General features: G+C 63.9%; 18 protein-coding genes, 1 other RNA gene and 1 CRISPR repeat array. Of the genes, 14 read left to right on the forward strand and 5 right to left on the reverse strand.

All coding sequences use genetic code 11. The features are described from left to right. Window positions 1–468 precede the first annotated feature (468 nt). The 5 genes from ACODTW_RS04705 (at window position 469) to ACODTW_RS04725 (ending at window position 8263) form a co-directional block, all read left to right on the forward strand. Window positions 469–864, forward strand: coding sequence for a hypothetical protein (locus ACODTW_RS04705; RefSeq protein WP_488944767.1), 396 nt, complete (start codon window positions 469–471; stop codon window positions 862–864). Window positions 865–1471: 607 nt separating this feature from the next. Continuing rightward, window positions 1472–4744 (forward strand): type II CRISPR RNA-guided endonuclease Cas9, encoded by a 3273-nt coding sequence (gene cas9, locus ACODTW_RS04710; protein ID WP_488944892.1) that lies wholly within the window; start codon window positions 1472–1474, stop codon window positions 4742–4744. Between the two features lie 14 nt (window positions 4745–4758). Beyond that, window positions 4759–5688, forward strand: a complete 930-nt coding sequence (cas1, locus tag ACODTW_RS04715; RefSeq protein WP_488944768.1) for a type II CRISPR-associated endonuclease Cas1 — start codon at window positions 4759–4761, stop codon at window positions 5686–5688. Then, entirely contained in the window at window positions 5685–6023 is a 339-nt protein-coding gene (gene cas2, locus ACODTW_RS04720; protein ID WP_488944770.1) for a CRISPR-associated endonuclease Cas2, read from the forward strand. The genes cas1 and cas2 overlap by 4 nt, the downstream gene beginning before the upstream one ends. Window positions 6024–6095: 72 nt before the next feature. Continuing rightward, window positions 6096–7649: a CRISPR direct-repeat array (repeat unit 36 nt; unit sequence ATGATAGCCGCTCAGAGATCGCGGTCCAGCGGCAAC). A 209-nt stretch (window positions 7650–7858) separates the two neighbouring features. Then, window positions 7859–8263, forward strand: a complete 405-nt coding sequence (locus tag ACODTW_RS04725; RefSeq protein ID WP_488944771.1) for a group II truncated hemoglobin — start codon at window positions 7859–7861, stop codon at window positions 8261–8263. A gap of 13 nt (window positions 8264–8276) precedes the next feature. Here the strand turns inward: ACODTW_RS04725 and ACODTW_RS04730 are convergent, their stop codons facing one another. The 5 genes from ACODTW_RS04730 to ACODTW_RS04750 all read right to left on the reverse strand — a co-directional run bounded on the left by ACODTW_RS04730 (window position 8277) and on the right by ACODTW_RS04750 (window position 12746). Beyond that, window positions 8277–8510, reverse strand: coding sequence for a hypothetical protein (locus tag ACODTW_RS04730; protein WP_488944772.1), 234 nt, complete (start codon window positions 8508–8510; stop codon window positions 8277–8279). A gap of 213 nt (window positions 8511–8723) precedes the next feature. Next, complete coding sequence (locus ACODTW_RS04735; protein ID WP_488944773.1) at window positions 8724–8921, reverse strand: hypothetical protein; 198 nt, start codon at window positions 8919–8921, stop codon at window positions 8724–8726. Beyond that, on the reverse strand, window positions 8918–9667 hold the full coding sequence (locus ACODTW_RS04740) for a TrmH family RNA methyltransferase (RefSeq protein WP_488944775.1): 750 nt from the start codon (window positions 9665–9667) through the stop codon (window positions 8918–8920). Before ACODTW_RS04740 ends, ACODTW_RS04735 begins: the two co-directional genes overlap by 4 nt. Window positions 9668–9771: 104 nt before the next feature. Beyond that, a complete protein-coding gene (guaB, locus tag ACODTW_RS04745) occupies window positions 9772–11241 on the reverse strand; it encodes an IMP dehydrogenase (protein ID WP_488944776.1) in 1470 nt (489 codons plus the stop codon). Window positions 11242–11435: 194 nt separating this feature from the next. Continuing rightward, window positions 11436–12746 carry a CAP domain-containing protein gene (locus ACODTW_RS04750; protein WP_488944777.1) on the reverse strand — a complete coding sequence of 437 codons (1311 nt, stop codon included), beginning with the start codon at window positions 12744–12746 and terminating at the stop codon, window positions 11436–11438. Between the two features lie 195 nt (window positions 12747–12941). On the opposite strand from ACODTW_RS04750, the gene ACODTW_RS04755 reads away from it, so the two are divergent. The 9 genes from ACODTW_RS04755 (at window position 12942) to ACODTW_RS04795 (ending at window position 22393) form a co-directional block, all read left to right on the forward strand. Continuing rightward, entirely contained in the window at window positions 12942–13817 is an 876-nt protein-coding gene (locus ACODTW_RS04755) for a DMT family transporter (RefSeq protein WP_488944778.1), read from the forward strand. Between the two features lie 39 nt (window positions 13818–13856). Beyond that, on the forward strand, window positions 13857–14600 hold the full coding sequence (locus tag ACODTW_RS04760) for an N-acetylmuramoyl-L-alanine amidase (RefSeq protein WP_488944779.1): 744 nt from the start codon (window positions 13857–13859) through the stop codon (window positions 14598–14600). Between the two features lie 43 nt (window positions 14601–14643). Further along, window positions 14644–15072, forward strand: an RNA gene (rnpB, locus tag ACODTW_RS04765) — RNase P RNA component class A. Between the two features lie 651 nt (window positions 15073–15723). Continuing rightward, on the forward strand, window positions 15724–16206 hold the full coding sequence (locus tag ACODTW_RS04770) for a division/cell wall cluster transcriptional repressor MraZ (protein ID WP_488944780.1): 483 nt from the start codon (window positions 15724–15726) through the stop codon (window positions 16204–16206). A gap of 2 nt (window positions 16207–16208) precedes the next feature. After that, on the forward strand, window positions 16209–17171 hold the full coding sequence (gene rsmH, locus ACODTW_RS04775) for a 16S rRNA (cytosine(1402)-N(4))-methyltransferase RsmH (RefSeq protein WP_488944782.1): 963 nt from the start codon (window positions 16209–16211) through the stop codon (window positions 17169–17171). Beyond that, window positions 17168–17608, forward strand: coding sequence for a cell division protein FtsL (ftsL, locus tag ACODTW_RS04780; protein WP_488944783.1), 441 nt, complete (start codon window positions 17168–17170; stop codon window positions 17606–17608). The genes rsmH and ftsL overlap by 4 nt, the downstream gene beginning before the upstream one ends. Then, window positions 17605–19419: a peptidoglycan D,D-transpeptidase FtsI family protein gene (locus ACODTW_RS04785; RefSeq protein ID WP_488944784.1), complete on the forward strand. Its 1815-nt coding sequence runs from the start codon at window positions 17605–17607 to the stop codon at window positions 19417–19419. Before ftsL ends, ACODTW_RS04785 begins: the two co-directional genes overlap by 4 nt. A gap of 20 nt (window positions 19420–19439) precedes the next feature. After that, on the forward strand, window positions 19440–20888 hold the full coding sequence (locus tag ACODTW_RS04790) for a UDP-N-acetylmuramoyl-L-alanyl-D-glutamate--2,6-diaminopimelate ligase (RefSeq protein WP_488944785.1): 1449 nt from the start codon (window positions 19440–19442) through the stop codon (window positions 20886–20888). Window positions 20889–20926: 38 nt separating this feature from the next. Then, on the forward strand, window positions 20927–22393 hold the full coding sequence (locus ACODTW_RS04795; RefSeq protein ID WP_488944786.1) for a UDP-N-acetylmuramoylalanyl-D-glutamyl-2,6-diaminopimelate--D-alanyl-D-alanine ligase: 1467 nt from the start codon (window positions 20927–20929) through the stop codon (window positions 22391–22393).

Consider the following 22393-nt stretch of genomic DNA (forward strand, 5'->3'; position numbering starts at 1 on the left):
GCAGCAGATTAGTCTTGCCCGTTCAGACTCGAATCGGGGGCCGGCGTGTTTTCCCGGTTAGCGTCATTCCATTTGACAGTTGGCGGCCAGCAGGTCGGCTTTGTGCAGATTTCTGTTCCTGTTCTGTTTGCGCCATTCTTATTCTTCTATGTGGCGCCGACTTTCAGGTCTCTAATAATTTGCATGGATCAGAACCTACGGTCCTGATCCATGCAGCCCTCATACGCCGGGCGCCGCCATCCGGCGGCTTGGCTCACGCGCGCATGGGCGCGCGGGCGCTCGTACCGCGCCAACCAGGTTGCGGTGAGTTCCACCCACCGCAACCTGGTATAAGTGATTTTAACAGATTGCCGTCCCGAATTAAGGCAACCAAGGACGCGATATCAGCAATCTTTCGACCATTCACGCATTTCAACCGTCGCTGGAATGAATATGGGAAACGCCGCATGAACAATTCAGCTTACATCGATGGTGAAAAGAAGTTGTTCCGGATCCGGGCAACCGTCCCCCGCGGAGGCCTATTTCAACGCCGCTGCCGTCATTGACCGCCGGACCCATGCGGAATTCTTTCGCCATCTGCCCGGCATCCTGACGGGTGTCGGCATTATCGGTGCCTTCATCAAGAATTGGCTGGTCAACTGGAGCCATAACCGCCTGGACGAGCTGGTCCAGGCCATTGACGGGCTGTATGAGGCGGGTGCCGGTGAGGAATATTTGGCGCAGCTGGTGCGGTCGTCGGAGGAAGGGGCCGGCCGCCATGCTGACCGAAATGGATATGAGGACATTTCCTTCGCGGCGTTCTCCATCCTGAAAGGCCCCGATGGAACCGGTGTGATCGAAGACGGGGCGATCGACGGCCTATGAAAGCCGACACCCCCACATCCAGTTCACAAGGGCGGCATCAACAAATTCTTACTTTAACAAGAATGCGAAGGAGCACGCCGCCCTCAATAATTTTGAAATATTTTAAGGCAAATACATATCAGAGATTACCCAATAATTTGAGATTAATAGATCGACAATTATTTGTGTTTAGTCGACATATTGAATCGCAAGGCTGTATGTGCTTGCAATCAGTTGGGGCCTGTCAGGTTTAGTCTGCCCCCTTCGCCCTCCCCCTTTAAGAGCGGGACCCAGGGCGAACGATGATGACCTGAGCATGGGCTGCAAAGGCACGGGCCACGCCTCAGCCCCGGGACTGGGCAAAGTGAGAAAGCAAAAAAGGCGGCGCCGGAGCGCCGCCCTTATCTGGTGCAGATGACTGCTTGTTAACAGCCAGACCGCGATCTCTGATCCAGAGAGCATGCCATGTGCGAAGAATGAGCACAATAGGCATTCTAGAAAACCGAGCAGCCGCGACCATCGTCTATAATAGAGAATTCAAAAAAAGACTCATCAAATAAGGAGCGCATGCATCGCCTTATTAGCGATAATATACCTACCTTGCAATCACTGGCTATGGGGCATGAATATGCGCTGGCGGTTGGGCCTGGATATGGGTGCAGGGTCGCTGGGATGGTGTGCTGTCCGGTTGAATGAGCAGGATTCTCCAACCGGTATCCTCGCCGCCGGCAGCCACATTTTCGGCGATGGAAGGGCACCGTCACGGGGGGACCAGCAGGGAAACCCTTTGGGCGTTGAGCGGCGTGCGGCGCGGGCCATGCGGCGACGGCGCGACCGGTTTCTGGGACGGCAGGCCAAGCTGCTGGCGCGGCTGACCCTGGCCGGGCTTTTCCCCGCCGACCCCACCAGGGCCAAGGCATTGGAACTGCTGGACCCCTATGCTCTGCGTGCCCGCGCCCTGGATGAGGTGCTGCCGCCCCACCATCTGGGACGCGCCTTCTTCCACCTGAACCAGCGCAGGGGCTTCAAGTCCAACCGCAAGACGGACAGGGGCGGTGATGATGATGCGGGCAAGATCGCCATCGGTATAGACCGGCTACGCTCCGCCATTGATCTGGCCGATGCCCGGACCATGGGGGAGTTTCTGCATAAACGCCGGCAATCGGCACCGGATATAAACCAAATCCCCAGCGTCCGCACCCGCCTGCGCCCGGAAACCGGGGAGGAGGCGAAGGGTGACGGCTATGATTTCTATCCTGGGCGCGAACTGGTGGAGGAGGAGTTCGAAGCCATCTGGGATGCGCAGGCCCCGCACCATCCCACCCTGCTGACACCGGAGAACCGGGCACTGCTGCATGAGGCCATTTTTTACCAGCGCCCCTTGAAGGCCCCGAAGATCGGCAAATGCACCCTGCTGAACAGCGAGCCGCGCCTGCCCAAGACACATCCGCTGTTCCAGCGCAGACGGCTGCTGGAGGAGGTGAACGCGCTGCGCGTGGTGCGGCCGGGGGAACTCGCCACGAAGCTGACACGCGAGCAGCGCGACCTGTTGATGTTGAAGCTGAAGGACAAGGCCAAGGTCAGCTTCGAGACCCTGCGCAGCAAGGTGCTGAAGCTAGAACCCGAGGCCCGCTTCAACAAAGAAAGTGAGAACCGCACGGAACTGGCGGGCGACGAGGTCTTCGCCCAGATGTCCACCAAGACCCGCTTTGGCAAGGCCTGGGCACATTTCACCGATGAAAAGCAATGGTCGATCCTGTCCCGCCTGATCGAGGAGGAGGACGGGGCGCGTCTTGACGCCTGGCTGCGCAGCGAACATGGGCTGGACGCAGAGCAGGCCAAGGCAGTGGCCGCAACTCGCCTGCCGTCCGGCTATGGCCGGTTCGGTGAAACCGCAACGCGGCGGCTGATCGCGGCGTTGCAGGCCGACGTGATTGTCTACAGCGAGGCGGTCATTGCCGCCGGCCTGGGCCATCACAGCGATATGCGCACGGGCGAGGTGCTGGCCGAACTGCCCTATTACGGCATGACTTTGGAACGTCACCTGCTGCCTGGAACCGGCGAAATGACCGATCCGCCGGAGATGCGCATCGGCCGGCTGACTAACCCCACAGTCCATATTGCGCTGAACCGCCTGCGCCGCATCGTCAACCGCCTGATCAGGACCTATGGCCGACCGGAACAGATCGCCATCGAACTGGGGCGTGAGTTGAAGCTGACCGATGAGGAGAAGCAGCGTCTGTCGCGGGAGAATAACCGCAATCGCGCCGATGCAGAGGCGCGATCGAAAAAGCTGGCCGAACTGGGACAGGCCGATAATGGTGCCAATCGCGCCCGGCTCAAACTGTGGGAGGAGTTGAACCGGGAGAATGCACTGGATCGTCGCTGCATCTATAGCGGTCAGCAGATCTCCATCACCATGCTGTTCTCCGATGCGGTGGAGGTGGACCATATCCTGCCCTTCGACGCCACCCTGGATGACAGCAACAACAACCGCATCCTGTGCCTGCGCGAATGGAACCGCCGCAAGCGCAAGCAATCGCCCTATGCCGCCTGGGGCCACACCGACGTCTGGCCGGACATCGCCGCCCGTGCCTCCCGCTTGCCAAAGGAGAAGCGGTGGCGGTTCGAGCCCGACGCGATGCAGCGCTTCACCGCAGAGGACAGGTTCATCGCCCGGCATCTGGTGGATACCCAGTACATGTCACGGCTGGCGCGCGAGTACCTGGAGGCGCTCTATCCTGAGAAGGGCGAGGGCAGCGGCCATGTCTGGGTGTCGCCCGGCCGGCTGACCGAACTGATCCGGCGCAAGCTGGGGCTGAACGAGTTACTGCCCGACCATAATTTCTCCGGCGTCAAGAACCGGCTGGACCATCGCCACCACACGATCGATGCCTTCGTCGTCGCTGTCACCGACCGCTCGCTTTTGCAGGGGATCTCACGCGCGTCCGCCCTGGAAGGGGAAGAGGGGCGGGAGCGGGTGATCGTGCCGGAGCCGTGGGAAGGCTTCCGGGAGGCGTTGCGCACCACCCTCAACGCCATCACCGTCTGGCACCGGCCGGACCATGGCACGGCCTCCAAGGCCGGGCTGGCCAAGGGCCGCGACCAGACAGCCGGCAAATTGCATAATGACACCGCCTACGGCCTGACCGGCCGGCAGGATACCAAGGGCAATGATCTGGTGGTCAGCCGCAAGCCGCTCATGTCCCTGAAACCTGCCGATATCGAGCCAGTGCCTGACGACGTGCCCATCACCAAGGGGGTGCGTGACCGCGACCTGCGCAAGGCATTGGCCCATTTCACCCGAGGGACGGAGGGCAAGGGATTTCTCCAGTCCCTGGAGCGCTTCACCCGGCTGGGACCTCTGCATTTCCGGGGTATCCGCCGCATCCGCCTGATCCAGCCGCTGGCCGTGATCCCCATCAAGGGGCCGGAGGGTGTACCCTACAAGGGCTATCTGGGGGGCGAGAATTTCCGCTGCGATGTCTGGGAATTGCCCGACGGCTCCTGGAAGCCGGAAGTGACCTCCATGTTTCAGGCGCATCAGCCGGGCCGGACCTCGGCGATCCGGGCCGCCTGCCCCACAGCCCGCAAGGTGCTGAGCCTGCACAAGCGGGACATGATCGCCATCGAACGGGATGAAGGCGTGCGTACCGTGATGGTGGTGGCACAGATCTGGTCCAACGGTCAGGTCACCTTGGTGGAACCGCACGAGGCCGGCGACCTGAACAAGCGCAACAAGTCGGAGGACGATCCCTTTGGCTATTTCATGCCGACGGCAGGCGGGCTGAAACGGCTGAAGGCGCGGCAGGTGCGCGTGGATGAGCTGGGCCGCGTCCAGGATCCCGGCTTTCCTGCCCGCAAGGCTCGCCGCCGGACAAAACCTAAGCCGGAAAGCTGACGGGGCGGTGGACCATGGGCCAGGAACGGATCGTTGACATCGCCACCGATGGCCGCCACCTGTCGGCCCATCGTGGTTTCATGCTGGTCAGCGAAGGCAGGGAGGAGGTGGGGCGTGTCCCGCTTGACGACGTGGCAGCCGTCATTGTCCACGCCCATGGCGTCACCTGGACGACCAGTTTGCTGGTGGCCCTGGCGGAACGTGGCGCCATCATGGTGCTGTGCGGTTCCAATCATGCACCGGTGGCGCTTTGCCTGCCTGTCGACGGGCATCATGCCCAGAATGCGCGCCTGCGCGCGCAATGGGAGGCGGGACGGCCCCTGGTGAAACAGCTATGGCGGCGAGTGGTGGTCGCCAAGATCGAATGGCAGCGCGCCGTGTTGGAGGCCAATGGCCGGCCGGCCGACGCCTTCGACCTTCTGGCGCGTAAAGTGACGTCGGGTGACACTGGCAATGTCGAGGCGCAAGCCGCCCGCCGTTACTGGCCCCTGCTGATGGGAGAGGATTTTCGGCGCGACCGGCAGGCCGCCGATGCCAACGCCATGCTGAACTATGGCTATACGGTCATGCGGTCGCTCTGCGCCCGCGCTGCGGTTGCAGCAGGACTGCATCCGTCCATCGGCATCCACCACGCCAACCGCGGCAATGCCTTTGCCCTGGCGGACGATCTGGTGGAACCGTTCCGCCCCCTGGTGGATGCTTTGACAGTGCGGCTTCTGGACAAGGGCGTGGTCGCGGTCGATCCGGTTGCCAAGCGTGCCTATGCAGGCCTTATCGCGTTCGACCTGCCGGGATCGGGCGGCGTCACCACTGTGGCGGTCGCGGCCACCCGCGCGGCGCAGAGCTTGGCGAATGCCTTCACGCTGGGCCGGGCCGATCTGCTGGAACTGCCGCTGCCACCGCAGCCAGCGGCGCTGGCCGATCTGGGCAGGTTGGTGCCATGACCGCCACACAACTCAGCGGGTATCGGCTCATGTGGATCTTCGTGATGTTCGACCTGCCCGTTGCCTCGAAGGCCCAATCTCGCGCCGCCACAAAGTTCCGGCAATTCCTGCTGGACGAGGGATTCGAGAAGAGCCAATTCTCGGTCTATGCTCGCTTTTGCAGCGGTAAAGAGCAGTTCGAAGCTTATATGCGGCGAATCGAGGGCAATCTTCCAGCTCAAGGAGAGGTGCATGTGCTTACTTTTACCGACCGGCAATACGAGAATATCGTGCGTTTTTCCAGCCAACGCCGTCGCAAACCGAAGAAAAACCCCGACCAGCTGGCTCTTTTTTGACGGATACAGTCAGGTTTCCGGGCACAGAAAAGCCATCATGCCCTTTGATATCAAGGGCATGATGGCTCATAGATGATAGCCGCTCAGAGATCGCGGTCCAGCGGCAACAAGGGCTCTGTCATTGCGGGTCACCTATATATGATAGCCGCTCAGAGATCGCGGTCCAGCGGCAACTGCCCGCATGCCGGCGACATCACGTCCATTATGATAGCCGCTCAGAGATCGCGGTCCAGCGGCAACACCCTCCGTGGCTACGCAGCCGCTGGTCAGATGATAGCCGCTCAGAGATCGCGGTCCAGCGGCAACCGGAAGGCAATTGCCTTTGCCTTATTGCGATGATAGCCGCTCAGAGATCGCGGTCCAGCGGCAACATGAAGAAACAGCATCAGGCCAGCGCGGAGATGATAGCCGCTCAGAGATCGCGGTCCAGCGGCAACCAGGACAGGTGCCAGCCGATGCAGGTCATTATGATAGCCGCTCAGAGATCGCGGTCCAGCGGCAACGGAGCCGCCGCATTCTTCACAGGTCATGGCATGATAGCCGCTCAGAGATCGCGGTCCAGCGGCAACGACATCATGATCCAGGCGCTCTATCTGCGGATGATAGCCGCTCAGAGATCGCGGTCCAGCGGCAACGTTATAGACGGCCTGGTTTTCGACGCGCAGATGATAGCCGCTCAGAGATCGCGGTCCAGCGGCAACGGATCGATGCGCGCGAACAGGCCGAAATTGAATGATAGCCGCTCAGAGATCGCGGTCCAGCGGCAACTGCCGTATGCGCAGCCTGTCGCCGGTCACGATGATAGCCGCTCAGAGATCGCGGTCCAGCGGCAACGTGGCGATGGCGTGGATTGAAAGCAGCTTCATGATAGCCGCTCAGAGATCGCGGTCCAGCGGCAACCGGATACCCGGCCCCGTAATCGTGGCAGTCATGATAGCCGCTCAGAGATCGCGGTCCAGCGGCAACGACAGGCCAGCAAGGGCCAGCGCCTCCCCCATGATAGCCGCTCAGAGATCGCGGTCCAGCGGCAACGCTGAACGTTCGTGAGCCCGGGCCCGGTTAATGATAGCCGCTCAGAGATCGCGGTCCAGCGGCAACAGCAGCGTCGCGCTGTCCAGCCGGGGCAGCATGATAGCCGCTCAGAGATCGCGGTCCAGCGGCAACCTTGTCGACGATCTTGAACCGGATGCGGATATGATAGCCGCTCAGAGATCGCGGTCCAGCGGCAACAAATGGGCCAAGCCCAAGCGCCGTCTTTCCATGATAGCCGCTCAGAGATCGCGGTCCAGCGGCAACAGCATGTAGGCCCCATAGAGCCGGGGCTTGATGATAGCCGCTCAGAGATCGCGGTCCAGCGGCAACACCGCCATCGACGCCTATTGCGCTGCGCATATGATAGCCGCTCAGAGATCGCGGTCCAGCGGCAACGGAAGGAAGTACAGCCCCAACCCGGCCAGCATGATAGCCGCTCAGAGATCGCGGTCCAGCGGCAACCCCGGCCCCGGCCTTGATGATCCGCCGGTGATGATAGCCGCTCAGAGATCGCGGTCCAGCGGCAACTCCAGCAGCGCACGGGCCCCGCGCCCCTGCATGATAGCCGCTCAGAGATCGCGGACCATCCGCATCGACAGCAGCAGCGGTCAGGTCCTGACCGACAAAAGCTGACCGGGCACCGCACCCTTCCCCGAACGGCCGGCCCCGGGGACGATCAGGGCCGGCCATTCGCCATTGCGTGCGGTCAGCGCCTGATGCGGCAATGGGGCCCTGGACAGATCCGGGGGGCTGCGATATCGCCTGCGAAACGCCCGGACCTGGGCGGCGCAGGGAGAACATGCATGTCGAGCCCATCCACGCAGAGCGCATCCATCCATGACGTCATCGGCGGTGCCGCCACCATCGATCGGCTGGTGGACAGCTTCTACGACCATATGGAGGCCGACCCGGAAGCCCGCGATCTGCGCGCCATCCATGCGCCCGACCTGACGGAAACCCGCCGCGTGCTGAAGCTGTATCTGCGGCAATGGCTGGGCGGCCCGGCCGATTATTCCGCTGAACGCGGCCATCCGCGCCTGCGGGCACGGCATCTGGGATTCAGTATTGGTGCGGCGGAACGGGATGCCTGGATGCTGTGCATGGACCGGGCCCTGACGGACACGGTCACCAACAGCCAGGCGCGCGCGGCCATTCTGGCGGCACTGGCGCCGTTGGCCGACTGGATGCGAAATCAGCCCGAAGGGTGAGAAATATCAGCGATCAAGCCTGTTGGGCATGGTCGGCGCCATCCGGTGCGGGCAGCCAGTTAACGCCCGATACATCCAGATAATCGCGCATATAGATGACCAGACGATCGGCGATGCGGCGCAGATTGGCCGCTTCGTCCGGGCGGGTCGCTTCCAGGCCCGCCGCCTCGGCCTGCATTTCATCCGCCTTCGACAGGATGTCGCGGCGGAGATCATTCAGGTCCTGGATCGTCATCATGACACCCATCGCAAGCACTTCACCCTGTTAACCATCATGGCACAAAAGGGCGCGGTTTGGCCCTGCAACTATGCATAGTATCGGAAAAATAATGAAGAGCGGCTTAAGGTCCGGATGGTTTGATGGGAGAACCTGTCCAGCCGGGCGCAGGTGAGACATGCGGTTGCCGCGGGTTTCCATACTGGATGATGTCGGCGCAAGCTCCGGGCAGCGGCCGTGCGGTCAACCCGCCGCCGACTCATCCTGCCCGATTTCGGCCCGCACCTGCGCTTCCAGCGCATCAATGCGGGCCTTCAGCGCATCGATACGGGCCAGCAGGTCGGGCAGGCCGAGCGCGCTGGCCGTGGACAGGGCTTTGATGCTGTCTGTCAGGTCGGCTGCGATGGCGGCCAGATCGGGCGCTGGCGCCTCGCCGGTCATTGCCCGCCTGCGTAATAGGTGAACAGGGCGATGGAGGCGGCGACCGTGGCGTTCAGGCTTTCGACATTGCCGGTATTGCCGATGGTCAGGCGCCGGGCCGGCACCGATGCCGGCACGCCCTGCCCTTCCTCGCCCAGGATCAGGCGGGCATCCTCGGGCCAGGGGAAGGTGGCCAGATCATCGCCGCCGGCATCCAGGGCCAGCAGCGGTCCCGCCGCCTGATCCAGCGCCGCCCAGCGTCCCCCGCGCACGATATCCAGCGTGAACACGGCGTTGCTGGCCGCGCGCAGGCATTTCGGGTGAAAGGGATGCGCCGCTTCTTCCAGCAGGATCACCTTCGACACACCAAAGGCCGCCGCACTGCGCAGCAAGGCCCCCAGATTGGCGGGGTCGCCCAGCGCACAGACCAGTTCCAGGCCCTTGGGCGCGGCGGACAGGTCGGCCTGGCCGATATTGGGCAGGTTGCCGACCAGGATCGGATAATCCGTGCCCGACACATCCAGTTCCCGGAACAGGGGACCGGCCAGCACCACGGGCTGAATATGGTCGGGCAGCGGCCAGTCCGCGATCCATTCCGGATGACGGATCAGGATGCGGGTGAAGTGTTGCGGCCAGCGCGTCAGCGCCTCCGGCACGGTCTTCAGCCCGGCCAGCAGGAACTGCCCCTGTTTACGGATGCCACGGCTTTCCAGCAGCCCGGACCAGGACTTGAATTGCGGGTTCTGGGGGCTGTCGATGTGGTGCATGAAATGCCTGCGTAGGTCGGGGTGAGCAACCGCGAACCCCGACGGACGGCGGTCCCGAATGACAGTCGGGGTTCGCTTCCGCTCACCCCGACCGACAGACCCTGTTACCCCTGCCGATAATTCGGGGCTTCGTTGGTGATGGTGATGTCGTGGACGTGGCTTTCGCGCAGGCCCGCGTTGGTGATGCGCACGAATTTCGGCTTGGTGCGCATCTCATCAATGGTGGCGCAGCCGGTATAGCCCATGGAGGCGCGCAGGCCGCCGATCAGCTGATGCACCACGGCGGCGATCGGGCCCTTGTAGGGGACGCGGCCCTCGACCCCTTCCGGGACCAGCTTCAGCGTGTTGGACACTTCGGCCTGGAAGTAACGGTCGGCGGAACCGCGGGCCATGGCGCCGACAGAGCCCATGCCGCGATAGGCCTTGTAGGAGCGGCCCTGGAACAGGATGACCTCACCCGGGCTTTCATCGGTGCCGGCGAACAGGCCGCCCATCATGACACAGGAAGCACCGGCGGCGATGGCCTTGGCCAGATCGCCGGAATATTTGATGCCGCCATCGGCGATGACGGGGATGCCGTGCTTGGAGCAGGCTTCCACCACATCCAGCACGGCCGTCAGCTGCGGCACGCCCACACCGGCGACAATGCGGGTGGTGCAGATGGAACCGGGGCCGATACCGACCTTGATGGCATCCGCACCGGCATCGATCAGGGCCAGCGCCGCCTCCGCCGTGGCGACATTGCCGGCGATGATCTGGGTGTAGTTCTTCAGGTCGCGGGCCGCGCGGACCTGCTCGGCCACCTTCCTGGAATGGCCGTGGGCCGTGTCGATGACCAGCACGTCGACGCCGGCATCGAACAGGGCGGCGGCGCGTTCCAGACCATCCGGCCCCGTCCCGGTGGCGGCGGCGGCGCGCAGCCGGCCAGCCGCATCCTTGGCAGCAGCCGGATGGTTCTGCGCCTTTTCGATATCCTTCACGGTGATCATGCCGATGCAGCGATAGGCATCATCGACGACCAGCAGCTTTTCGATGCGATTCTGGTGCAGCAGGCGCTTGGCCTCTTCCTTCGACACGCCGGGCTTCACCGTCACCAGGCCGTCCTTGGTCATCAGTTCGCTGACCGGCTGGTTCGGGTTGTTGGCAAAGCGCACGTCGCGGTGGGTCAGGATGCCCAGCAGCGTTCCGCCCTCATCCGTCACCGGGAAGCCGGAGAAGCGGTAGCGGCGCTGCAATTCCTGGGCATCGGCCAGCGTATTGTCGGGGCGCAGCGTATAGGGATTGACCACCATGCCCGATTCAAAGCGCTTGACGGCCCGCACTTCGTCCGCCTGACGGCTGATATCCATGTTGCGGTGGATGACGCCGATGCCGCCCGACTGGGCCATGGCGATGGCCAGCGCCGATTCCGTCACCGTATCCATGGCGGCCGACAAGAGCGGAATGCCCAGCTGGATCGACTTGGTCAGCCAGGTCTTGGTATCGACCTCGGCCGGCATCACCGACGATTCTGCCGGCACCAGCAGGACATCGTCAAAGGTCAGGGCTTCGCGGAAACGATCGGCGCTGGTCATGAACCTGGCTCTCCCATGTGCGGCAGGCGGGCCGCAAGATACGGGTTATGGGACACCGACCCCGCCCACGACGCCCAAGGCCGCAAGCCGGTTCTGTGTCCCAGATCAAAAGGTTCGCCGCACTATACACATGCTTGGATGATTGGGAAGCTACCAGGGATGGGGGGCCAGGGTTGTCTTTTTGCGAAGGCGGTTCAGACCATCAGCAGCAGGCCGTCCTGTTCCTGCGGCACCCCCAGCGCCGCCAGGGCCAGCCCCGCGAAGGTGACGGAAATGTCGATGCGGCCGTCCGCGTCCAGATCGGCATGCAGGGTGGCGCCCTTGTACCCGGCGGTGCCGTCATCGGCGACCCAGGTGAAACGGCTGGTGCCGGGACGCCAGCCCCAGATCACCGCCTGCTCCCCTGCCTGGAAATCAGTGATGGTGGTCCAGGCCACCTGCCCGCCGCGCCCGTCAGCGAAGAAGACATCCTGCCCCGCCCCACCCATCAGGAAGTTGGAGCCGGTCCCCCCATCCAGCACATCATTGCCGGCCCCGCCATTGGCAGCGTCATTGCCGGCCAGCAGATTCATGAAATCATCCAGGTCGCTGCCGGCCACATTGTCGCCCGCCTCGCTGCCCAGCATCTGCCAGTCCAGATGGGTGACGGGACCGCTATAGGCTGTGGGCGTGACCGGGACAAAGCTGTTGGCGGCCGCATGCCAAGCCTGAAAGGTGACGGGTGCGAACTGTGCCGCCCTGGCATCCACACCGACATTCAGGCCGTTCATGCTGACGGTCTGGTAATAGGCACCGTTCATCCCGGCACCACTGAAGCCCAGCGTCCAGGTGCCGTTGGTCATGGCGATGGCATAGCCGCCGGCTGCACTGGTCTGCCCCACGACCGACCCGTTAACGGTGATCGAGGCACCGCCAACCCCCTCGCCGGGATTGTAATAGCCATCGCCGTTCAGATCGTTGAACACCACCCCGGTGGCAAAGCGTGACTGGCCCGTGGAGGCGAAGTTCTGGGTGATCATGGAGGAATTATAGCCACTATACTCCCCCAGCTGCTGGCTGATGCCGATCTCCCGGAAGCCATCGCCCAGGATATTGACCCGGTGGCCGGGACTGAGAAACAGGCTGCGATGCTGCTGTTCGATATAGGTGGCCAGTTGCGAGGTCAGCAGCGGCCCCGTGGTCCCGCTGACGGAGATGTTCTCGCCCCAGCTATAGGGGGCGACGAAGGGATAGCCGGCCGCCGCCATGCGATCACCCGGATCGGTGCCATTGACCCCGGTATGGGAAAAGGTGTCGGTGACCAGCATCCAGTCGCTGTGTGCCTCTGCCGACGCGGCCAGCAGGTTGTTGGGTGCCAGCGGCGGCTTGGCCGCGGCGGAGATGGTGCCGGGGTTCAGCCCCTGATTGAGGTCGATGCCATAGGAAGCAGCCGTACCCACCGGATCCTGCCGGGCCCGGTTGATCAGCGTCAGCATGTAAAGCTCGTAGGCGTCGAACTCGGCCATGGTGCGTCTCCTTCCCTTTCACATTGGAAAGGATGGTGATGGGCCGGGACAATGGCTCTTTCGGCTGGTTCTGTGACAAGTCACTGGCTGAAGGGTGTATCCCGGCCACGCATTGCAGGGTGGCAGGCTGCGCGTTCGCCTTGCAACCGGCTTGAACGATAGTTTTGGCGGCCAACTTGTTAAGGAACGCGGCGGATGAAACCCGTGCATATGCTGGGCGCCCTGTTGGTGATGATGCTGTGGGGGACGAATTTCGCCGTGTCGCGCTTCGCGCTGCGCGAATTCTCGCCCATGATCATGATGGCCCTGCGCTTTGCCACCGTGGCCGCCATCCTGCTGCCCTTCGTGAAGTTCCCGCGCGGCCAGTTCCGCCAGGTCCTGCTCTATTCGCTGGTGCTGGGTGGGGTGCATTTCCCGCTGATGCTGCATGGCATGCTGGGGGCGGAGGCATCGACAGCCAGCATTGTCATCCAGTTGCAGGTACCGTTTGCCAGCCTGCTGGCTGCCTATTTCTTCAAGGACAAGCTGGGCTGGCGCCGGGGTGTGGGGATGAGCATCGCCTTCATCGGCGTGGCGCTGATCGCCAGCCGGGGTGGCGGGGGCGACAGTGATCCGTTCCATCTGGGTCTGATCGTGCTGGCCGCCTTTGCCTTCAGCTTCTCCAACATCCAGGTGAAATGGATGGGGGCCATCGATCCCTACCAGTTGAACGCCTATATGGCGCTGCTGGCCGTGCCCCAGTTGCTGTTCTATTCGCTGCTGCTGGAACAGGGGCAGATGGAGCAGATCCGCAACGCCAGTTGGGGGGCCTGGGCCGGGCTTGCCTATATGGTCATCGCGTCGACCATCATCGCCTATGCCATCTGGCAGCCGCTGGTCCGGCAATATGACGTGAACCAGACCGTGCCCTTCCTGATGCTGGTGCCGGTGTTCGGCGTGGCCTCGGGCGTGCTGTGGCTGGGCGAGGCGATGAGCGGGGCGCTGATCATCGGCGGATTGCTGGTCATCAGCGGCGTGGGCATCATCCTGATCCGGCGGCCCAAGATCGTGGTGGCGCGCAATACGGTGTAAGCAGAGTGCCGCTCCGGCCGCCAAATGACGAAGAAGCCCATGACCCTGTCCATCATCCAAGCCCCCAGCCCCAACCATGGCACCCGCCGGTGGGACGGGCCACCCGACATGCTGATCCTGCATTATACCGGCATGAAGACGGGGGAAGAGGCATTGGCCCGCATGTGCGACCCGGCCGCCCAGGTCAGCGCCCATTATATGGTGGAAGAGGATGGCCGCGTCTTCCAACTGGTGCCCGACGAATGCCGGGCCTGGCATGCGGGCCTGTCCTTCTGGGCCGGGGATCGCGATATCAACAGCCGTTCCATTGGGATCGAACTGGTCAATCCCGGTCATGAATGGGGCTACCGCCCCTTCCCCGAGGCGCAGATGCGCGCCCTGGCCGATCTGTGTACCGATCTGCTGGCCCGCTATCCCATCCCGGCCCACCATGTGCTGGCCCATTCCGACGTGGCGCCCCTGCGCAAGGAGGATCCGGGTGAGCTGTTCGACTGGCTGGGTCTGGCCATGGCGGGCATCGGCACATGGCCAGACCCCCGTCCCGCGGACGGGATGGCATGGGACGGGGACGAAATCGCCCATCTGCTGGCCAAAATCGGCTACCAGGTCAATGCCGATGGGATCGGATGGGCCGAACACCGTGCCCATGGGAAAACGTGGGACGAAACCACCCGCGCGGCCCTGATTGCGTTCCAGCGGCACTGGGTTCCGACCAGTCTGGGGCGCGGGATCGACCGCGACAGTGTGGCGGCCCTGCGCGCACTGGCCAGAGACTCGGGCTGAATGCCGGTTGCTTTCCGCCGCTCGAGCGCCTACAACCCGCCGGCCAGACGGTCGGATGGTCGCTCTCATGCAATGGGGAAACCCGCATGGGGGAGGAAAGTCCGGGCTCCACGGAAGTACGGTGCCGGGTAACGCCCGGCGGGGGCGACCCCAGGGAAAGTGCCACAGAGAGCAGACCGCCGACGCGCTGTAAGCCTTTGGGATTACAGGGTTTCGGTAAGGGTGAAAGGGTGCGGTAAGAGCGCACCGCGCGCCTGGCGACAGGGGCGGCATGGTAAACCCCACCGGGAGCAAAACCGAATAGGGACGGCACGGATCGCAAGATCCAGGCGCACTTCCGCGCTGTCGTCCGGGTGGGTTGCGTGAGGCGTCCAGCAATGGGCGTCCCAGAGGAATGACCATCCCCCGGAGACCATCCACCAGTGGGATATGGTCCGGTGGACAGAACCCGGCTTACAGACCGTCTGGCCCTTTATTTTGCAATGCCGCATGAATCTATTTACGGGCCCTGGCTTGGCTGTTTATGTGCCTAAACGTGGCTGTGACCAGCATCACAGCCACAACCGTTTCGCCAGCCCGGATAACCGTGACCGGCACCCCATATTTTGGGCCAATTAACCAATTTTAAACACAATATCTAGGGCCTGCTTGGCTGCAGAAATTTAAATATAACGACTTTCTACGCATATCTTTCAAAACCGTCAGCTCCATGACGAGCGCATGACAAAGGCAATATTTGCATCTTTCGGATAATTGCAAATAAAACCATTACCCTTTCAGGCGTATGACGCAATCAGCAAGAAAGCATGAATCGCAACCGAGCCAGAAATAGCCGGAAAAACTTGCCACGTCGATTTGAATTCCATGATTGCACCCTTAAGCGGAGTCCCCCGAGTCGCGACCGCAGAAGAAATGTTCGAATCGGCTCTCGCATTACTCTGACCCATTGACCGCCCAGTTTTGCCCATGATATCCCATAAAAACCCAACGACAGGGACCCATTGCCCCTATTCCGCCCATACGATCCCGTCCACGACCGGATCGAACGGGGCGGCGGGAAGGCAATGGTGGGATCGGTGGGACCTTCGGGCGCCGGGGTGGCGCCGAACTGGGGCGGGGCGTGATGGACATTTTTACGTCCACATACGTCAACAAGGTTGACAAGAAGGGTCGGGTGTCAGTCCCGGCACCCTTCCGCTCGACCTTGGCCAAGGACCAGTCGGGCACCCAGACCGAAGTCATCATCTTCCCGTCGCTGTACACGCCGTCGCTGGAAGCCTGCACGCCCAGCTATATCGCCCAGTTGTCCAAGTCGCTGGACGACCCCGAAACTGATGAAGTGCAGCGCGAGCTGCTGGAGACCGCCGTGTTTGGCCGCCTCGTCCAGTGCACGCTCGATCCGGAAGGCCGCATCATCCTTCCAGACCATCTGCTGGAATATGCCGGCATCACGGAGAACATCTCCTTCTTCGGCAAGCGCAAGACCTTCCAGCTGTGGGAACCCTCGGCACTGGCCGATCATGAACGCGCCGCTCGCGAGGCTGCGCGCCAATCCAACATTTCCATCCCCACCCTGGTCGCCCGTGCGGGCGCAAAGGGGGCATGATGATGGATGCGCCGGTTCACATCCCCGTCCTGCTGGATGAAGTGGTGCGCGCCATGGCCATGCGTGATGGCCAGGTGGCGGTCGACGGCACGTTCGGCGCCGGCGGCTATAGCCGCGCCCTGCTGGACAGCGCCGCCATCCACCTGTACGCCATCGACCGCGACCCCGCCGCGCATGAGCGTGCAAAGCCGATCATGGCCGCCTATGCCCCACGCCTGTCCCTGCTGGAAGGCTGCTTCGGCGACATGGCGGCACTGCTGGCCGCCCGTGGTGTCACGCAAGTGGACGCCATTGTTCTGGATATCGGCGTGTCGTCGCCCCAGATCGACAATCCGGAACGTGGCTTCAGCTTCCGCTTCGATGGTCCTCTGGACATGCGCATGGGCAATACCGGCCCGACCGCCGCCGATGTGGTAAACAGCACCGACGAGGAAGACCTGGCCAACATCTTCTACCGTTACGGGGAAGAGCGCCTGTCCCGCCGCGTGGCCCGCGCCATCGTCCTGCGCCGGGCGGAGAAGAAGTTTGAGCGGACGGCCGATCTGGCTGACGTCATCCGGTCCTGCGTGCCCAAGTCCAAGGACGGGATCGATCCCGCCACCCGCAGCTTCCAGGGCCTGCGCATACATGTGAATGATGAATTGGGCGAGTTGGAACGCGCGCTGGCCGCTGCCGAAAGGCTGCTGGTGCCGGGCGGGCGGCTGTGCGTCGTCACCTTCCATTCGCTGGAAGACCGGCTGGTCAAGGAATTCATGCGGGAACGGTCGGGCAATATGCCGGGCCCGTCGCGTCATCTGCCGGGCAAGACCGACAATGGCCCCGCCCCCACCTTCCGCCTGCTGTCCAAGTCCGGCACCGCGCCGTCCGACGAAGAGCAGGCCCGCAACCCGCGCGCCCGGTCCGCCCGGCTGCGCACCGCCATCCGTACCGAGGCCCCGGCCTGGGTAGAGGGAGTAGCCGCATGATCGGGAAGTCCACCATTGTCTGGATCGCCGTCTCCTGCGTGGCCAGCGGCGTGCTTTACCAGACCAGCTACAAGGCCCAGGAGCAGGAGCGCGAGCTGGCGCGCCTGAACCGTGCCATTCTGGCCGAACAGGATGCCATCCAGGTGCTGAAGGCCGAATGGGCCTATCTGAACGATCCGGCGCGGCTGGAACGGCTGTCGGCCGAACATCTGATGCTGCAGCCGACCAAGGCGGCGCAGATCGTCACCCTGGCCGACATTCCGGCCAAGATGCCGGAAGCGCCGCCCTATTCCCCCATCCCCGGTCGCAAGCCCGGCAGCCCCCGTCCCGAAGCGCTGCCGCATGTCGACGCGCCGAAAACCGCCCCCGTCCCCTCCGCCCCGTCCCGCCGGCCTGACGGCCCGGTGATCCTGGCGAAATACGGAGCCACACGATGACCGACATCAATTACAGCCTGACGGGATTCGATCTGGCCGGCGGGGACCGGCATGGCCAGGGCGGACGCACCGAACCGCGCATCCGGGTCAATTCCCGGGCTTCCAGCGCGCTGTCCATGGGCAAGTCGCGCCTGATGGTGCTGATGTCGGCCTTCACGCTTGGCTTCGGCGCCGTCGGCGCCAAGCTGGTGGACGCGACCGTCAGCTTCGGCGGGCAGGAAGAGCCGGGTCTGAGCCGGGCCGCCAGCCGCACGCCGCACAACAGCCGCGCCGACATCGTGGACCGCAACGGCGTGCTGCTGGCGACCTCGCTGCGCACCGCTTCGCTCTATGCCGATCCCAAGCTGATCCTGGACGCACGGGAGGCGGCCCAGCAACTGGCGACCGTGTTGCCCGACCTGGACCAGCAGGAAGTGCGCACGCTGCTGTCGTCGGACAAGCGTTTCGTCTGGCTCCGCCGCAATCTGAGCCCGCGCCAGCAGCAGGAAGTATTCCGTCTGGGTATCCCCGGCCTGTCCTTCCAGACCGAAGAGCGCCGGCTGTACCCGCAGGGTGCGCTGGCGGCCCATGTCGTCGGCTTCAGCGGCATCGACAATAACGGCCTGATGGGCATCGAACAGTCCTTCGACACCCGCCTGAAGGAAAGCGACCAGCCGCTGCAATTGTCCATCGACGTGCGTTTGCAGCATGTCGTGCGCAAGGAACTGCTGCAGGCGGTGGATGATTTCAACGCCATCGGTGCTGCCGGTCTGGTGATGGATGTGCGTACGGGCGAGATCCTGGCCATGGTCAGCGTGCCCGACTTCGACCCACACGCCCCGCCGGCACCGCAGCAGGAACAGGATACCGACCCCCGTTTCAACCGCACGACGCTGGGCGTGTATGAAATGGGTTCCACCTTCAAGATCCTGAATACCGCCATGTCGCTGGAAAGCGGCAAGGTGCGGCTGTTCGACAGTTTCGACACGACGCGGCCGATCCGCGTCGGCCGCTTTACCATCAAGGATTACCACCCGGTCAATCACTGGATGGATGTGCCCGACATCTTCAAGGAATCGTCCAACATCGGTTCGGTGAAGATGGCGGAAGAAGTGGGCCCGGCCGCCCAGAAGGAATTCATGACCAAGCTGGGCCTGTTGAAGCAGTCCGGCATCGAAATCCCGGAACGCGGCTGGCCCATGATCCCGAACCCGTGGCGGGAAGTGAACATGATGACCATTTCCTTCGGCCATGGCATGTCGGTCAGCCCTGTTCATCTGGTGCAGGCGGTCGGTGGCGTGGTCAATGGCGGCATCATGCACCCGGCCACCCTGCTGAAGCGGGAGAACCCGAATGAGGTGCCGGGCACCCGCATCATCAGCGAAAAGACGTCGGAGACGATGCGCAAGCTGATGCGTCTGGTGGTGACCGAAGGCACGGCGACCAAGGCCGATGTGCCTGGCTATCTGGTCGGCGGCAAGACCGGCACGTCGGACAAGGTGAAGGGCCATTCCTATGCCGGGAATGCCCGCATCTCCAGCTTCGCCGGCATCTTCCCGGCCAATGACCCGCGCTATGCCGTCTATGTCCTGGTGGACGAGCCCAAGGGCACGAAGAAGACCTTCGGCTTTGCTACCGGCGGCTGGGTCGGCGCGCCGACGGCCGGCGCCATCATCGCCCAGATCGGTCCCTTGCTGGGGGTGAAGCCGGTGGATAACAACGCGCCCGAAATCATCCAGGCCATGTCGGTCCACCCGATGGTGCCGGGCGGCAGCGGCGCCCAGGTGGCTGCCATTCCCGCCGCCCTGCAGACCGGGGGCGGCGAGGACTGATGAAAAGATTGTCGGAGATCATGGCATCACGCACAGAACTGGCGGTCTCGGCCCTGGCATTGGAACGGGACCCACCCATCACCAACCTGACGGCGGATAGCCGCAAGGTCGTGCCCGGAACGCTGTTCGCCGCGTTGCCGGGCACGCTGCGTGATGGGCGTGACTTTATTCCGCAGGCCATCGCGGCCGGCGCCGTTGCCATCCTGGCGCCGAAGGGTACCGCGCTGCCGGCCAATGCCGGGCATGTGACCCTGATCGAGGATGCCAATCCCCGCCGCCGTCTGGCCCTGCTGGCCGCCAGCTTCCATGGTGCGCAACCCGAAAAGATCGCCGCCGTCACCGGCACCAACGGCAAGACCAGCACGGCGCAGTTCACACGCCAGATCTGGGCCGGCCTGGGCCACAAGGCGGGTGCCATGGGCACGCTGGGTCTGGTGGCCGACGGCTTCCCGGAAACGCCCAGCCTGACCACGCCGGACCCCGTCGCCCTGCACGCCACCCTGGCCGATGTGGCCAAGGCCGGCGTCACCCATCTGGCCATGGAGGCATCCAGCCACGGGCTGGACCAGTTCCGCCTGGACGGGGTGCTGGTGTCGGCTGCCGGCTTCACCAACCTGACGCGCGACCATCTGGATTATCACGGCACCATGGAGGCCTATCTGAAGGCCAAGCTGATGCTGTTCGACCGCGTCATGCCCAAGGGTGCTGCGGCCGTCATCAATGCCGACATCCCGGAATTCGACCAGATCGCAGCCACGGCCCATGCCCGCAAGCAGACGGTGATCGGCTTTGGCGAAGCGGGCAAGGAACTGCGTGTCATCGACGTGACGCCCCTGCCCCATGGTCAGCGGCTGGAACTGGAGATCTTCGGCAAGAGCCGCGTCGTGGAAATGCCGCTGGTCGGCCGCTTCCAGGTCTGGAACGCCCTGTGCGCCCTGGGGCTGGCCATCGGCACGGGCGAGGACCCGGAACGCGCAGCAGACCAGCTTGCAACGCTGGCCGGCGTGCGCGGCCGGCTTGAGATGGTTGCAACCCTCAAGAATGGCGCGGCGGTCTATGTGGATTACGCCCATACACCGGACGGGTTGGAGACGGTGCTGCGGGCCGCAAGGCCGCATACGACGGGCAAGCTGTCGGTCGTGTTCGGCTGTGGCGGTGACCGCGACAAGGGCAAGCGGCCCATGATGGGCGCCATCGCGGCGCGTCTGGCCGATCGGGTCATCGTCACAGACGACAACCCGCGCAGCGAGGTGCCGGCCACGATCCGCGCCGCGATCATGGAAGCCTGCCCCGGGGCCACGGAAGTGGATGACCGGGCCCGGGCCATCCAGGTCGCCATCGGCGAACTGGGCTCCGGCGACGTGCTGATCATCGCCGGCAAGGGGCATGAACAGGGGCAGATCGTGGGGACGGAAGTGCGTCCCTTCGACGATGCCAGCGTGGCCCGCCAGGTTGTGGCGGGTCTGTAAATTATTAGTTTTGCGTGGTTTTGAAGGGTGGGTGTGGGATGGTCGACATCCTGTGGACGGGCAACGAGGTGGCAGCCGCCTGCAATGGCAAGGCGCTGAATGATGCCGCCTGGACCGTCACCGGCGTGTCCATCGACAGCCGCACCATCGCGCCGGGCGACCTGTTCATTCCGCTGAAGGGACCGAATTTCGACGGCCACGCCTTCGTGGCCCAGGCCCTGGCCCAGGGGGCCGCTGGCGCCATCGTTGCCGACATCCCCGCCGGTCTGGAAAACGATGGCCGCCTGATCAAGGTGGACGACACCATGCTGGCCTTGCAGGACCTGGGCCGCATGGGCCGGGTGCGGGCGGGCGGCAAGGTGCTGGCCGTCACCGGGTCGGTCGGCAAGACCGGCACCAAGGAAGCGCTGAAGGTGGCGCTGGACAGCCAAGGCAAGACCTTTGCCACTGTCGGCAGCTTGAACAATCATTGGGGCGTGCCGCTGTCGCTGGCCCGCTTCCCGGCCGACAGCCGGTTCGGCGTGTTCGAACTGGGCATGAACCATGCGGGTGAGATCGGTCCCCTGTCGCGCATGGTGCGCCCGGACGTGGCCATCATCACCAATGTGGAGGCGGTCCATATCGAGTTCTTCGCCGGTGTCGAACAGATCGCCGACGCCAAGGCCGAAATCTTCGAAGGCATGGACCCGTCCGGTACGGCCATCCTGCCGCGTGACAATCCGCACTACGCCCGCCTGCTGGCCCATGCCCGCACCCAGGGGCTGACGCGCGTCCTGTCCTTCGGCCAGCATGAAGGGGCCGATGGCCGCCTGCTGAAATACGAGCCGCACCCCGATCATGGCATGGTCACGGCCCGCATCGACGGGGTGGAGGTCACCTACACCATCCCCCTGCCCGGGCGGCACCATGCCGTCAATTCCCTGGCCGTGCTGCTGGCCGTGAAGGCCGTGGGCGGGGATGTCGCGGTGGCGGCGAACGCCCTGGCCGGACTGGCGCCCATCAAGGGCCGCGGCCAGCGCCGGCAGGTGGAGGTGGAGGGCGGTGCCTTCACCTTGATCGACGAAAGCTACAATGCCAGCCCCGTATCGGTCGCCGCCGCAGCCGGTGTGCTGGGTCAGGCCGCCATCGGTGAGATGGGCCGCCGCATCGCCGTGCTGGGCGACATGCGCGAACTGGGCGACCATGCGCCCGCCCTGCATGCCGGTCTGGCCGAACCCTTCGTGGCCGCCGGAACCGATCTGGTCTTCTGCTGCGGCCCCAATATGCGCCATCTGTTCGACCGGCTGCCGCCGGCGCTGCGTGGGGCCCACGCGCCCGACAGCGCCGCGCTGGCCCCCATCGTGGCCGATGCGGTCCGCGCCGGTGACGCCGTCATGATCAAGGGGTCAGCAGGCAGCCGCATGGCGCTGGTCGTCGATGCGCTGAAATCGCTGGACCGCACCCAACAGAACAATACCCCCCAGGGGATGACCGCCGGTACCACGGCGGCGCAACCGAGAGACTGA

Source organism: Niveispirillum sp. FG148 (genome assembly GCF_057809655.1).

What these genes read in the sequence shown, in the direction of transcription:
- ACODTW_RS04705 (WP_488944767.1), top strand. Translation starts at nt 469, where the DNA reads ATGGTGAAAAGAAGTTGTTCCGGATCCGGGCAACCGTCCCCCGCGGAG.
- cas9 (WP_488944892.1), top strand. Translation starts at nt 1,472, where the DNA reads ATGCGCTGGCGGTTGGGCCTGGATATGGGTGCAGGGTCGCTGGGATGG.
- cas1 (WP_488944768.1), top strand. Translation starts at nt 4,759, where the DNA reads ATGGGCCAGGAACGGATCGTTGACATCGCCACCGATGGCCGCCACCTG.
- cas2 (WP_488944770.1), top strand. Translation starts at nt 5,685, where the DNA reads ATGACCGCCACACAACTCAGCGGGTATCGGCTCATGTGGATCTTCGTG.
- ACODTW_RS04725 (WP_488944771.1), top strand. Translation starts at nt 7,859, where the DNA reads ATGTCGAGCCCATCCACGCAGAGCGCATCCATCCATGACGTCATCGGC.
- ACODTW_RS04730 (WP_488944772.1), bottom strand. Translation starts at nt 8,510, where the DNA reads ATGGGTGTCATGATGACGATCCAGGACCTGAATGATCTCCGCCGCGAC.
- ACODTW_RS04735 (WP_488944773.1), bottom strand. Translation starts at nt 8,921, where the DNA reads ATGACCGGCGAGGCGCCAGCGCCCGATCTGGCCGCCATCGCAGCCGAC.
- ACODTW_RS04740 (WP_488944775.1), bottom strand. Translation starts at nt 9,667, where the DNA reads ATGCACCACATCGACAGCCCCCAGAACCCGCAATTCAAGTCCTGGTCC.
- guaB (WP_488944776.1), bottom strand. Translation starts at nt 11,241, where the DNA reads ATGACCAGCGCCGATCGTTTCCGCGAAGCCCTGACCTTTGACGATGTC.
- ACODTW_RS04750 (WP_488944777.1), bottom strand. Translation starts at nt 12,746, where the DNA reads ATGGCCGAGTTCGACGCCTACGAGCTTTACATGCTGACGCTGATCAAC.
- ACODTW_RS04755 (WP_488944778.1), top strand. Translation starts at nt 12,942, where the DNA reads ATGAAACCCGTGCATATGCTGGGCGCCCTGTTGGTGATGATGCTGTGG.
- ACODTW_RS04760 (WP_488944779.1), top strand. Translation starts at nt 13,857, where the DNA reads ATGACCCTGTCCATCATCCAAGCCCCCAGCCCCAACCATGGCACCCGC.
- ACODTW_RS04770 (WP_488944780.1), top strand. Translation starts at nt 15,724, where the DNA reads ATGGACATTTTTACGTCCACATACGTCAACAAGGTTGACAAGAAGGGT.
- rsmH (WP_488944782.1), top strand. Translation starts at nt 16,209, where the DNA reads ATGGATGCGCCGGTTCACATCCCCGTCCTGCTGGATGAAGTGGTGCGC.
- ftsL (WP_488944783.1), top strand. Translation starts at nt 17,168, where the DNA reads ATGATCGGGAAGTCCACCATTGTCTGGATCGCCGTCTCCTGCGTGGCC.
- ACODTW_RS04785 (WP_488944784.1), top strand. Translation starts at nt 17,605, where the DNA reads ATGACCGACATCAATTACAGCCTGACGGGATTCGATCTGGCCGGCGGG.
- ACODTW_RS04790 (WP_488944785.1), top strand. Translation starts at nt 19,440, where the DNA reads ATGGCATCACGCACAGAACTGGCGGTCTCGGCCCTGGCATTGGAACGG.
- ACODTW_RS04795 (WP_488944786.1), top strand. Translation starts at nt 20,927, where the DNA reads ATGGTCGACATCCTGTGGACGGGCAACGAGGTGGCAGCCGCCTGCAAT.